The sequence below is a fragment of the Prosthecobacter sp. genome (assembly GCF_044378005.1).
Lineage (GTDB): Bacteria > Verrucomicrobiota > Verrucomicrobiia > Verrucomicrobiales > Verrucomicrobiaceae > Prosthecobacter.
Map to the genome: position 1 here is coordinate 1 of NZ_JBILYB010000056.1, position 12648 is coordinate 12648.

General features: G+C 61.7%; 8 protein-coding genes. 6 read left to right on the forward strand and 2 right to left on the reverse strand.

The genetic code is table 11. The features are described 5' to 3' along the window. The first annotated feature begins 343 nt into the window (after positions 1–343). The 4 genes from AC6FTP_RS12630 (at position 344) to AC6FTP_RS12645 (ending at position 5707) form a co-directional block, all read left to right on the forward strand. Entirely contained in the window at positions 344–1732 is a 1389-nt protein-coding gene (locus tag AC6FTP_RS12630; RefSeq protein ID WP_497207280.1) for a DUF1501 domain-containing protein, read from the forward strand. 25 nt (positions 1733–1757) lie between these two features. Further along, on the forward strand, positions 1758–3524 hold the full coding sequence (locus AC6FTP_RS12635) for a DUF1549 and DUF1553 domain-containing protein (RefSeq protein ID WP_497207281.1): 1767 nt from the start codon (positions 1758–1760) through the stop codon (positions 3522–3524). A 67-nt stretch (positions 3525–3591) separates the two neighbouring features. Continuing rightward, a complete protein-coding gene (locus tag AC6FTP_RS12640) occupies positions 3592–4500 on the forward strand; it encodes a dihydrodipicolinate synthase family protein (RefSeq protein WP_497207282.1) in 909 nt (302 codons plus the stop codon). Positions 4501–4579: 79 nt separating this feature from the next. Then, the gene (locus AC6FTP_RS12645; protein WP_497207283.1) at positions 4580–5707 is read left to right on the forward strand and encodes a glycosyltransferase family 2 protein; all 1128 of its coding nucleotides are present in this window, start codon (positions 4580–4582) and stop codon (positions 5705–5707) included. Positions 5708–5713: 6 nt separating this feature from the next. Here AC6FTP_RS12645 and proC read toward each other — a convergent pair whose 3' ends face one another. Then, positions 5714–6520, reverse strand: coding sequence for a pyrroline-5-carboxylate reductase (gene proC / locus AC6FTP_RS12650; RefSeq protein WP_497207284.1), 807 nt, complete (start codon positions 6518–6520; stop codon positions 5714–5716). Positions 6521–6663: 143 nt separating this feature from the next. Between proC and AC6FTP_RS12655 the strand changes: the two genes are divergently transcribed. Both AC6FTP_RS12655 and nagB read left to right on the forward strand, forming a co-directional pair. Next, the gene (locus AC6FTP_RS12655) at positions 6664–10227 is read left to right on the forward strand and encodes a hydantoinase B/oxoprolinase family protein (RefSeq protein WP_497207285.1); all 3564 of its coding nucleotides are present in this window, start codon (positions 6664–6666) and stop codon (positions 10225–10227) included. Positions 10228–10320: 93 nt separating this feature from the next. Then, a complete protein-coding gene (nagB, locus tag AC6FTP_RS12660; protein ID WP_497200977.1) occupies positions 10321–12216 on the forward strand; it encodes a glucosamine-6-phosphate deaminase in 1896 nt (631 codons plus the stop codon). Here nagB and AC6FTP_RS12665 read toward each other — a convergent pair. Further along, positions 12213–12566: a cupin domain-containing protein gene (locus tag AC6FTP_RS12665; RefSeq protein WP_497200976.1), complete on the reverse strand. Its 354-nt coding sequence runs from the start codon at positions 12564–12566 to the stop codon at positions 12213–12215. The genes nagB and AC6FTP_RS12665 overlap by 4 nt on opposite strands. Between the last annotated feature and the right edge of the window lie 82 nt (positions 12567–12648).

The window sequence follows — 12648 nt, forward strand, 5'->3', positions numbered from 1 at the left end:
TGCTCAAGCACAAGGCGCGACAAGCTTGCCCTTCACTTCCTCTCCCTCATTCAATTCGCCTCCATCATCGACTGGCTCAGATACGGTTGTTGAGGGTTTTCAAACACCGCCTAGGAGTGCCAGGGGTTAATTGCTGCCCTTGACGGAGCAAAAAGTAGCCCTGCAGGAACAAGTGCCAGCTCTGAACGCGCAAGCCGAAGCGCCAAGCGAGGAGTTTCTACATAGGGATATTCCAGCCGCACCTCGCAGGTCGGTGTTTCTCCTCGAAAGCTTCAGCGGGATAGCTCGGCGACTATGACGCAGAGAGATGATGGATGTGGCTGGATGAGCACGTTCTCCCGCCATGGACTCACCGACTTTCTTCTCTCGCCGCCGATTTCTCGGCAGCACGGGCGTGGGCTTGTCCAGTATCGCCTGCTCGCACCTTTTGCAAAGCGATGCGCTGGGCGGTGAAGGGCGCTCCCACTTCCCGGCGAAGGCGAAGCGCGTCATCTGGCTCTTCATGCATGGCGGGCCGAGTCATGTGGATCTCTTTGATCCGAAGCCCGAACTCATCCGCCATGCGGGCAAGCTTTTGCCAGATAGCTACGGAGCCGTCGAGACTCGGCGGAAAGTGGCGCAAAACCCGCTGCTCGCGCCGGTGAAGCCGTTTCGGAAGCATGGGCAGAGCGGCATCGAGATCAGCGACTTCCTGCCCAACATGGCCGAGCTGGCCGACGAGATGTGCGTGATCCGCAGTTGCCATGGCGACAGCGTGAATCATCCGCAGTCGGTCTATCAGATGAACACGGGCTCCATCCAGATGGGCAAGCCGAGCATGGGCAGTTGGGTCTCGTATGGTCTCGGCACGGAGAACGCGGACATGCCCGCCTTTGTCGTCATGCCTGATCCCAGTGGTGGGCTAAAAGGCGGGCCGCCAGCCTGGGGCAGCGGCTTTTTGCCAGCGACTTATCAAGGCACCACCATGCGTGCTGGCGAGCATCCCATCCTGGATCTGAAAAGCCCGCACAACAGCGCTCGTCAGCGTGCCACGCTGGACCTCATCCAGCAGATGAATGCCACCCATCTCGCCCGGCATGAGGGCGACAGCGTGCTGGATGCCCGCATTCGCGCCTACGAGCTGGCCTTTCGGATGCAATCCGCCGCGCCTGAAGCCGTGGACATCTCCCGCGAAACCGAAGCCACGAAGCATCTCTACGGCATCGACCATCCGACGACGAAGGAGTTCGGCACCCGCTGCCTGCTCGCCCGTCGCATGATCGAGCGCGGTGTGCGTTTTGTGCAGATTTACTCCGGCGATACGAATGGTTGGGACGCCCACGAAAACGTCCTAAAAAATCACAGCGACTACAGCGCCCGCACCGACCTGCCCGTCGCCGGTTTGATCCGCGACCTGAAGCAGCGCGGCCTGCTCGATGACACACTCGTCATCTGGGGCGGCGAGTTTGGCCGCATGCCGATGAGTGAAAAAGGCGTGGGTCGCGATCACAACCCCTGGGGCTACACCACCTTGCTCTTTGGTGCCGGGGTGAAGCACGGTCACGTCCACGGAGCCACCGACGAGTTCGGCCTCCGTGCCGCGCTGGACAAAGTCCACATCCACGACCTCCACGCCACGATCCTGCACCTCCTCGGCATGGATCACGACCGCCTCACCTTCCGCCTGAACGGCCTCGATCAAAAGCTCACTGGTGTGAATGAGTGCCATGTGGTGAAGGGCGTGCTGGCGTGAGGAATGATGAAATCCGACTGATCGAATGACGAAGCATCTGCGAATCACGATGGTACTTTTGGGCATGCTGCTCGGCGTGACGCAATCCCATGCCGTCGCCATTCATGCCTCGGCTGATCCGGTGAAGGATGAGCCGCCCATCACGGCAAAGGACCGTGAGCACTGGGCCTTCCAGCCGCTGGCGAAAACGAGTGCGGATGCCAGCCTCGAAAAGCTCTCGCCGCCGCAGTCCCCGCCAGCCGATGCTGCCACGCTCATCCGGCGGGTGACTTTTGATCTGACCGGCCTGCCACCGCTAAACACTGACGTGGAGAAAGATTATGAGGCACTCGTGGATGAGCTTCTCGCCACTCCTCACTACGGCGAACACTGGGCCCAGTGGTGGCTCGATCTCGCACGCTTCGCTGAGACAGATGGCTTTGAGTATGACGCTGAGCGCAGTCGCGCCTGGCAGTATCGGGACTGGGTCATCAAAGCGCTGAATGACGACATGCCTTTCGATCAATTCGTGCAGCAGCAGATCGCTGGCGATCTTCTTCCAAACGGCGATGCAAGTGCCACGGCTTTCCTCTTCACCGTGCCGGACATGCCGGACCTGAACAACCAGTCTGAGCGCCGCCACGTTTTGCTGAACGACATCACAAGCACCGTCGGTGCCGTCGGACTCGGGCTCACCGTCGGCTGCGCGCAGTGCCACGATCACCCTTACGATCCCATCAGCCAGGCTGACTTCTACCGCCTACGCGCCTTCTTTGATAACACCGTCCTGCCCAAAGAGCGCAAGCCGCTCGGCCCCAGCGTGCGTGTCTTTACCGAAGGCGTGCCCGCCAGCACCGTCTTCGTGCGTGGTGATTTCAAACGCCCCGGGCCCGAGATCAAACCCGCCATCCCGCGCATCTTCGGCAGCACGGACAAGTCCGACCGCGCCGCCTTTGCCCAATGGCTCGCCAGCAAGGACAACGCCCTTTTCCTCCGCGCCATGTCGAATCGACTCTGGCAGCAGCACTTCGGCAAACCACTCGCCGCCGTCCCTGGCGACCTCGGTCATCAGGGAGAAGCTCCCAGCAATCCCGCCCTGCTCGACTGGCTCGCCGCCGAGCTTCCTCAGCAAAACTGGAGCCTGAAAAAGCTTCACAAGCTCATCGTCATGTCGCCGACCTATCGGCAGTCTTCGCTCGTAGTTCGGCCTTCAGGCCGTTCAGGAGCTCCTGACGGCCTGAAGGCCGAACTACAAAGTCCACGCCGGCTCACCGGCGAGATGCTGCGGGATGCCATGCTCGCCGTCTCTGGCCAGCTCAATCTCAAACCCGGCGGCCCCGGCGTGCGCCTGCCCATGCCCAAGGAAGTCAGCGACACCTTGCTGAAAGGTCAGTACAAGATCACGGACGATGTCACCGAGCACACCCGCCGTAGCATTTACGTGTTCGCTCGCCGTAATCTCCGCCACCCGCTCTTCGATCTCTTCGACCGGCCTGATGCGCAAACAAGCTGCGCCCGCCGAAATGAATCTACCACCGCCCCGCAAGCCCTTACGCTGCTGAACTCCGAGTTCGCCCACGACACTGCCGCGAAGCTCGCCACCACCCTGACCGAGAAGCACAGCTCCGATACCCGTGCCATCATCTCCGCTGCCACTCGTCTCTGCCTTTCCCGAATTGCTACCGAGAAGGAGATCACCACCGGGGTCACTTTCATTGAGCAGCAAACCAAGCTCGCCAGCAGCTTCCAAGGAGCTTTGGCCGACTACTGCCACGCTTTGTTGAACTCGAATGAGTTCCTGTTTGTGGACTGAACGCGCCCGTTCTTCCCGCAGCTTTCCGTTTGCCCAAAAGCCCGGCCTCCGTTCTATGCGCGCCCGCATGAAGACCACGCCCGTCACCACCGCCGATCTCCGCAGCTCCGTCATCGCCGTCCCGCCGCTGTGCCGGAACGCCGACCTCAGTCTCAGCCGTGCGGAAAACGAAAAGCTCGTAAATCACATGTATGCCGGCGGCATCCGCACCCTGCTTTACGGAGGCAATGCGAACCTCTACAACATCGCCCCTTCCGAGTATCCCGCCCTGCTCACCATGCTGCGTGAGATTGCCCCCGAGGATCTCTGGATGGTCCCCAGCGTCGGCCCCATGTATGGCACCGCGATGGATCAGGCCGCGATGCTCAAAGATCATGAGTTCCCCACGGCGATGCTTCTGCCCACGCTCTTCCCCTCTAAGCCCGCTGGTGTGGCCACCGCCATCCGCCACTTCGTCGAGCGTTCCGGTTTGAAAGCCGTGCTCTACATCAAAGACGAGTCCTACATCACCCCCGAGCTCGCCGCTGAGCTCGTGAATGACGGCCTCATCTCCTGGATCAAATACGCCGTCGTGAAGCCTGACCCCGCGCAGGACGCCTACCTCAGCAAACTCATCACGCTGGTGAACACCGACCTCATCGTGTCCGGCATCGGCGAGCAACCGGCTATCATCCATTTACGCGACTTCGGCATCACCGGTTTCACCGCTGGCTGCGTCTGCGTGAAGCCCCAGCTAAGCACGGACATGATGCACGCCATCCATGCCGGTGATTATGAGAAAGCCGAGCAGATCCGCGCCATCTTCAAGCCGCTCGAAGACCTCCGCAACGCGCACAGCCCCATCCTCGTCCTGCATCACGCCGTGGCACTTGCTGGCATCGCACAAACCGGTCCTGCCTTGCCCCTCCTGATCGATCTTCCTGCGGAGCTCCTGCCAGCCATCGAGAAGGCGGCGAAGGAGCTACTCGCGGTCTAAACAGAAGCTTCAAGTGCTTCGGCGACCCTTTGCATCACTCGGGCTTCGTCATTCGGAAATTCGTCATTCGTCATTCTCCATGGATCTCACCTTTGTCTTCCCCTGCCTCAACGAAAGCCGCACCATCGCGCTGTGCATCGACGCCGTGCGCAAGTCGCTCGAAGTCGATCCATCGCTGAAATACGAGATCGTCGTGGCCGACAACGGCAGCACGGATGACTCGCGCCAGATCGCCACAGATCGGGGTGCTCGCGTGGTGCCTGTGCCCGAGCGAGGCTACGGCGCAGCTTTGCGCGGCGGCATCACAGCGGCGGAGGGCAAATACGTCATGTTTGCCGACGCCGATGGCACCTACTTCTACGAGAACTCGCTGGAGCTGTACCAAACCACCTCGAAGGCCGATGCCGACATGGGTATCGCCTCGCGCATGAAGGGCGTCATCGAGCCTGGAGCCATGCCCACGTTGCATCGCATCCTCGGCACGCCAGTGCTCACCGGCCTGATCAATCTGCTTTTCAAAGGCAAACTGAGCGACTGCAATTCCGGCTTCCGCTGCCTGAAAAAGACCGCTTACCAAACCTGGGATATCCGCGCCAGCGGCATGGAGTTCGCCTCCGAGCTGCTGATCAAGGCACTGAAAAAGAAAGCCAGCACCGTCGAGATCGTCTCCGGCCTGCGTCCGCCACCCGTCGAGCGCACACCGCATCTCCGCACTTGGCGCGATGGCATGAGGCACCTGCTCTTCATCCTCTCCGAGCGTCCACGCATGTTCGAGCTCGGCGGCCTGCTGCTTATCGTCCTCGCCACCGTTCTGCAAGGCATCGCTGGTATGACCGGCATCGTCAATGTCGCCGGGCTCAGCATCTTCGGAGTCCACAGCCAGGTGCTGCTGCTGCTCGCCGCACTCGTCGGCACGCAGATCTACATGCTCTCCGCCGCCATGTTCCTCCAGAAGAGCGAGCAACCCCGCGCCATCACGCACAAGCTCATTGAGATGAATGAAGGCAGCCTCTTCTTCCTGCTCGTTACCCTTTTGGGAAGCATCAGCCTCGTCATTGGCTGGCTCGTGCTGCAATGGGCACGTTCGAACTTCGCCGGGCTCGACTACGCGAACACGCTCATCGTCTGGCTGCACTTCCTCGCCGTGCCGTCGATGATCACCTTCGGCATGTTGGGCGTTCACATCCTGCGCAAGGGCAAGCTCTAGCCGCCCTTACTTCGCGCCGAGTTGCACGCTCTTCTCCGTCGCCTTGCGCACTGCCTGGATCAGCGCATTGCGCAGGCCATGGGCTTCGAGTTGTTCCAGACCTGCGATCGTGGTGCCGCCAGGGCTGGTGACTTCATCGCGCAATGCCGCCGGATGCTTGCCCGTCTCCAGCACCATCTTCGCGGCACCAGCCACGGTTTGAGCGGCCAAAGTCAGCGCCGTGGCGCGTGGCAGGCCCATGAGCACACCGCCATCGGCCAGCGCCTCGATCACCGTATAAACATACGCCGGACCACTGCCGCTGAGGCCAGTCACGGCATCGAGCAGCTTTTCAGAAACCTCATCCGCCGTGCCCACGGCACCGAGGATCTTCTTTGCCAGTGCCGCGTCGTCCGCCGTGGCCGTGCTGCCGCGTGAGAAAGCCGCCGCACCCGTCGCCACGAGTGCAGGCGTGTTTGGCATGGAGCGAATGACGCGCTGCTTCACTCCGAGCCAGCTTTCCAAATCCGCCACCTTCAAACCCGCAGCGATGCTCAGATAAAGGCGGCTGCCTTTCACCTTCGACAGCTCTTTGCAAAGCGCCTGCATGTCCCCCGGTTTCACGGCGAGCAGGACCACGTCCGATGCCGCCGCGACTTGCGCAGGCGTCCCGGTCGTCACGGCGCAGGTGAGACCTTTTTGCAAAGCCTCAACAGCAGCGGGCACCACATCGCTCAGTGCCACGGCGAGTTCCTTCTTGCCCAACGCCTTTTCCACGCCGCGCAGGAGCGCGCCGCCCATCTTTCCGCAACCAATGAGTCCGAGTTTCAGCATAGCGCGCCGATGGTGGCGGCTGCTTGGCGAGCTTGCAAGACTGCTTTGGAGGTCGCGGCTCTTTGATACAGGATTTACAAGATGGCAGGATTTACAGGATTTCTTCTCCTGCTGGTTTGAATCCTGTTCATCCTGGCAATCTTGTGAATCCTGTCAAAACCAACCCCGAAGCACCCTGGCGCATCGCCACCGACACCGGCGGCACGTTTACTGATTGCCACGCCCTCGATCCCGTGGGCCGTGAGTCTCGCTGCAAGGTGCTCTCCAACGGCTGCTTGCGTGCGGTGATGAGCAGCGATGGGCAGCTCCACGGCCTGCCGCCTTTGCCACCAGGATTCCTCGTCGGCTTTCAAATCCGCGCCGTCGATGAAAGTGAAAGCCGACTCATCGAAGACGAGTCCGCTCTGAATCACTGGCCTCCCGGCACTCTCCTCGAACTCACCACGGGCGAGGAAGCCCCCGTGCTCGGTGCCCGTATCCTCACGAACACGCCTCCGGGAAAAACCTTCCCACCGCTGCGACTTCGCATCGCTACGACACGAGCCACGAACGCGTTGCTGGAGCGGAAAGGCGGCCGCATTGCCCTCTTCATCACAAAAGGTTTCGGCGATCTGCTCAGCATCGGCGATCAACGCCGCAGCGACCTCTTCGCTCTCAAACACGAGCCTCGACCTATCTTCCACGAAGTCGTCTGCGAGGTGCCCGAGCGCCTCAGTGTCAGCGGCGAAGTCCTCGAATCACTCGATGAATCCGCCGTTCGCTCGGCAGCCATGGATTGTCTGGCGAAAGGCATCACCACGGCTGCCATCTCGCTTCTTCATGGTCACGCGCATCCGCAGCACGAGCTGCGTGTCGCCGAAATTCTGCGCGAGGTAGGCTTCACGCACCTCACGCTTTCCCACCAGACCGCCGCCTTTGCCAAACTCCTGCCGCGCACGCAGAGCACGGTGGCGGATGCGTATCTGCACGCGCCGGTGCAGTCCTTTTTAAATGGCATCTGCTGCGTGTCGCCAGACATGCATGTCATGACCAGCGCGGGCGGGCTGAAAACCGCCGCCGACATCCGCCCGAAGGACATGCTGCTCAGCGGCCCGGCAGGCGGAGCCATCGGGGCCGCGAACGCTGCTCGCCGTCTCGGCCATACGAAGATCATCACCTTCGACATGGGCGGCACGAGCACGGACGTGGCACGCATCGACACACGCCCCGGCTATCGCTTCAGCCAGGAGGTGGCAGGCATGAAGCTGCTCGCGCCGAGCATCGACATCGAAACCGTCGCTGCCGGTGGTGGCTCCATCTGCCGCATGACGCATCACGGCTTGGCCGTCGGCCCCGAAAGCGCCGGATCAAATCCCGGCCCCGCCTGCTATGGCAAAGGCGGACCACTGACGATCACGGACATGAATTTGCTCCTCGCCCGCTTCGATCCCACCCGCGCGCCGATCCCGCTCGATCTCGAAGCGGCTCGGCAGCGTTTGCATGAGCTCCATACGCAAACCGACGGCACTTTGAGCGAAACGGAGCTGCTCCACGCGCTGCTAAGACTCGCCATCGAGCACATGACCGATGCCATCCGCCGCATCAGCATCGGCGAAGGCTACGATCCTGCGGATCACGCGCTGCTCGCGTTTGGTGGCGCAGGTCCGCAGCACGCCTGTGCCGTGGCGGAGAGTCTCGGCATGAAGACGATCCTCGTGCCGGAGCACGCGGGCATTTTGAGCGCGGTGGGTTTGCAGGAGGCCGTGCCGGAGGAGATCACGGAGAAGGAAGTGCGAATGCGGCTCTCTGAGTTTTTGGCGTCTTCGGATGGGACCCATGAGTCGCATGTGACTCATGGGTCCCATGCCCATACCACCCGCATCGCCGAACTCCGGCTCAAAGGCCAGGACACGCCGCTCCAGGTGGAGTTCACAAATCCTCACGACTTACCTGTTCTCTACCGCAGCGCCTACCAGCGACTCTTCGGCTACCCACCTCCACAAAACCGAGAGATCGAGATCGTCTCCATCCGCACCATCACGCGCGAAAGCCAAACCAGCGGGCAGGAGTGCCCACTTCACTTAGAGACACTTGATCCACCTCCTTCACTGATCCAAGACGCCTTCTCCACCATCGTCGTGTCACTGGGTTGGAGCGTGAAACGTGCGGCTGGCTTCGGCCACATTCTGCATCACACAGGCACCACCACCGCCGCGCCCGTGATCGAGCGCGACCTCCTCCGCCATCGCTTCCACAGCATCGTCAGCGACATGGGCGCGCTGCTTTGCCGCACCGCCATCTCGACAAACATCCGCGAGCGGCTCGACTTCTCCTGCGCCTTGCTTGATTCGAAAGGAAGACTGCTCTCCAGCGCACCGCACATCCCCGTGCATCTCGGTGCACTCGGCGTCTGCGTGCGTGAAGTCGCCGCTGCGGTCTTGATGCAGCCCGGCGATACCATCATCACGAATCATCCGGCCTTCGGCGGCTCGCACTTGCCCGATGTCACGCTCATCACGCCCGTTTTTCAAAACGACGCGCTGCTCGGTTACATCGCCAATCGTGCGCATCATGCTGAGATCGGCGGCATCACGCCCGGCTCCATGCCCGCGAATGCCACACGCCTGATTCAGGAAGGCGTCGTCATCGCACCGCGACATCTCATTCGCGCTAGCGAGTCCTGTTTTGACGAAGTCAGCACCCTGCTCACCACCGCGCTGCATCCCACCCGAAACCTCGCCGACAACCTCGCCGACCTGCATGCTCAGCTCGCTGCGAATCTCCACGGTGTCGAGCGCCTCCGCTCACTCGCCAGCGAAAGCCTGCCGCTCGTAATGAATGAGATCCTGGATCACTCCGCCAAGGTCATGCGCCAGCAAATCCAGCGCCTGCCCGACGCCATCTTCGCGAGTGAAAAGCTCGACGACGGCAGCGTGATCGCCGTCACGATGCGCAAGTCAGCGGACAAGCTCGCACTCGACTTCACCGGCACCTCGGGCGTGCATCCGCGCAATCTCAATGCCACGAACGCCATCGTCCGCAGTGCCATTTTGTATGTCATGCGCCTCATGCTTCAGGAGGATCTGCCATTGAATGAAGGCCTCATGGAGCCGCTGGAGATCATCTTGCCCACCTCGCTGCTGAATCCCGCGTTCACGGGCGATACCGCACGCGATCCCGCCGTCGTCGGTGGCAATGTCGAGGTCTCCCAAAGGCTCGTCGATACCCTGATCAAGGCTTTGAATCTTCAGGCCTGCTCGCAAGGCACGATGAACAACTTCCTCTTCGGCGGCTCAGGCTTCGGCTACTACGAAACCATCGCCGGAGGCAGCGGTGCAGGCGCGGGCTACCACGGTGCCCACGCGCTGCACACGCACATGACAAACACCGCGATCACCGATCCCGAGATCATCGAGCAGCGCTACCCCGTCCGCCTCCGCCAGTTCGCCATCCGCCACGGCTCCGGCGGTGCCGGTCAGTGGCACGGCGGTGATGGAGTCGTGCGCGAGTTCGAGTTCACCGCGCCGCTGACGGTGAGCCTGCTCACGCAGCATCGGGTGGAGCAGCCCTTCGGATTGAATGGAGGTCACTCAGGTCAAAAAGGTCAGCAAAGGCTAGTGCGAGACGGCATCGAGACGGTACTCGAAGGCTGCACCAGTTTCGACGTGCTAGCCGGAGATCGCGTAATCATCGAAACACCGGGCGGTGGAGGATTTGGAAAAGCCTGAATCTGGGGTGTTTGATACCACATCCCATCATCTCGCGGTCTTGAGCGGAGCGGAAAGTGCGCCAGTATGGGTGCTCCAACCTAGCCGCCCACCATGTCCACCGCCCCCCGCCGATCTGCTGCTGAAGCCTACGAGAAGACCCCCACCCGCATTTTCCAAAACTCTGCCGCTGCGGCAAAGGAGCTCGCCGCCGAGGTGCGGGCGTTGATCGAGGAACGGGCGAAGCAGGGCAAGAACGTCGTGCTCGGCATGGCGACGGGCTCCACGCCGGTGCCGTTTTATCGCGAGCTGATCCGCCTGCACAAAGAAGAGGGCCTCAGCTTCAAAAACGTCGTCACCTTCAACCTCGACGAATACTACGGCCTCGGTGCCGACCATCCGGAAAGCTACGCGCGCTTCATGGCGGACCAGATCTTCGATCACATCGACATCCCGAAGGCGAACATCAACATCCCCAGCGGCAAGGTGGCGAGCGATCAGGTCTTCGCCCATTGCCGCGACTATGAAGAAAAGATCGACGCTCTCGGCGGCATTGATTTGCAGATCCTCGGCATCGGCCGAACGGGACACATCGGCTTCAACGAACCCGGCTCCAGCCGCGACTCGCTCACGCGCCGCATCACGCTCGATCGAGTGACGCGCCAGGACGCTGCCGCAGATTTCCGAGGTGAGGAAAACGTGCCGCGCTTTGCCATCACGATGGGGGTGGGCACCATTCTTCGAGGCAAGAAACTCGTGCTCATGGCCTGGGGCGACAACAAGGCCGAGATGGTCTCAAAAGCCGTCGAAGGTCCGATGACGGAAGCGATCTCCGCGTCGTTCCTACAAGGTCACGCCAACGCGCATTTCTACATCGACACCGGTGCCTCGCGCGAACTCACGCGCATCAAACTGCCCTGGCTCGTGGGCCCGGTTTCCTGGACTCCTCGCGAGACTCGCCGCGCCGTTTGCTGGTTGGCAAATCAGATCAGCAACCCCGTGCTCAAGCTCACCGACGAGCACTACAACGAGCATGGCCTTGGCGATCTGCTCAGCGAGCAAGGCCCCGCGTATCAGCTCAACATCCGCATCTTCAACCAACTCCAGCACACCATCACCGGCTGGCCCGGCGGCAAGCCTAACGAAGATGACACCTACCGCCCCGAGCGCGCGAACCCCTATCCGAAACGCTGCCTCGTGCTCAGCCCCGAGCCGCAGGATGCCGTCGTCTCCATGGGCGCGACTTTGGAGCGACTTTCCGAGCAGGGCCACGACGTGCGCGTCGTCTCACTCACCAGCGGCAACCTCCGCGTGCCCGACAGCGAGGCCGACAAATTCGCCGAGACACTGCGCGAACTCGCCGGCGTCGTCAGCAATCCCACCGCGTGGTCGCCCCAGACCGCGTATGCGCAGCAGGCGCTCGGGATGCTCGCCGACAAAGGTGAGTTCGGTGCCGACACACCGCTGCTGCGCCAGCTCAAAGCCCTCATCCTGCGCGGCGAACTGCGTGATGCGGCGAACGCGTGCAGTGTCCACAATGATCACGTCCTCTTCCTCGATCTGCCCTTCTACGAAGAGGGCCGCTATCGCCGCTTCAAGAGCACGAAAGCGGATGTCGATGTCCTCGTCGCCCTGCTGCGTGAGCACAAGCCGCATCAGATCTACACCACCGGCGATGCAGCCGACCCGAGCAGCGTCTCCGGCATCTGCTTCAAGGTGCTGGAAGCCGCGATGAAAGCCTGCGAAGGCGAAGAGTGGGCCGGCTCATGCAGCCTCTGGCTCTATCGCGGCAAAGAAAAGCCGCTCGAAGGCCACGAGATCGACATGGCGATTCCCCTCAGTCCCACCCAGCTCGAGCGCAAAGCCCGTGCGCTCGGCCGCTACGGCGCGCTGTCATCGCTGGAGCGCAGCTCGCCCGAGTCGAACCGCCAAAACGCCACAAACTACGACTCGCTTGGCCTCGCCCAATACGAAGCCATCGAGACCTTCCAGCGCTGGCGCCGGGTTTAAGTTTCCACGGGAAAGTAATCGTCGTCGGCGATGTCGGGAATGCCGACGACGAGCACACGCATCTTGCCCTTCGCTCCATGCACCACGCCCGGTGGGATGTGGACCAGCGAGCCCTTCTTCACCTCATGCACGCTGCCATCGAGTGACACCGTGCCCTCGCCATCGAGCACGTAGTAGAGCTCGGTGGAGCGTTTGTGGTAGTGGGGCTTCGCGCCATCAATGTCCACCGCATGAGCCCATGCGGCGGGATGCAAAGATTCATCTTCCCGGCTGATGAGCCGGTCCCGCCAGCCGCAGGTGCTGCGCTCGCGCGACGTGTGGCCTTCGTGACGAATGAGAGTGGTGCTCATGCCCGCCAGAATGTGGCGCAACGTTTACAATGCCAGACGAAAATTCGATTGGCTGTGACGTGGATTCGTTCCTGATTCGCGG

Excerpts from the sequence above, each read along its gene's own strand:
- AC6FTP_RS12630 (WP_497207280.1), top strand. The coding sequence starts at position 344 with ATGGACTCACCGACTTTCTTCTCTCGCCGCCGATTTCTCGGCAGCACG.
- AC6FTP_RS12635 (WP_497207281.1), top strand. The coding sequence starts at position 1,758 with ATGACGAAGCATCTGCGAATCACGATGGTACTTTTGGGCATGCTGCTC.
- AC6FTP_RS12640 (WP_497207282.1), top strand. The coding sequence starts at position 3,592 with ATGAAGACCACGCCCGTCACCACCGCCGATCTCCGCAGCTCCGTCATC.
- AC6FTP_RS12645 (WP_497207283.1), top strand. The coding sequence starts at position 4,580 with ATGGATCTCACCTTTGTCTTCCCCTGCCTCAACGAAAGCCGCACCATC.
- proC (WP_497207284.1), bottom strand. The coding sequence starts at position 6,520 with ATGCTGAAACTCGGACTCATTGGTTGCGGAAAGATGGGCGGCGCGCTC.
- nagB (WP_497200977.1), top strand. The coding sequence starts at position 10,321 with ATGTCCACCGCCCCCCGCCGATCTGCTGCTGAAGCCTACGAGAAGACC.
- AC6FTP_RS12665 (WP_497200976.1), bottom strand. The coding sequence starts at position 12,566 with ATGAGCACCACTCTCATTCGTCACGAAGGCCACACGTCGCGCGAGCGC.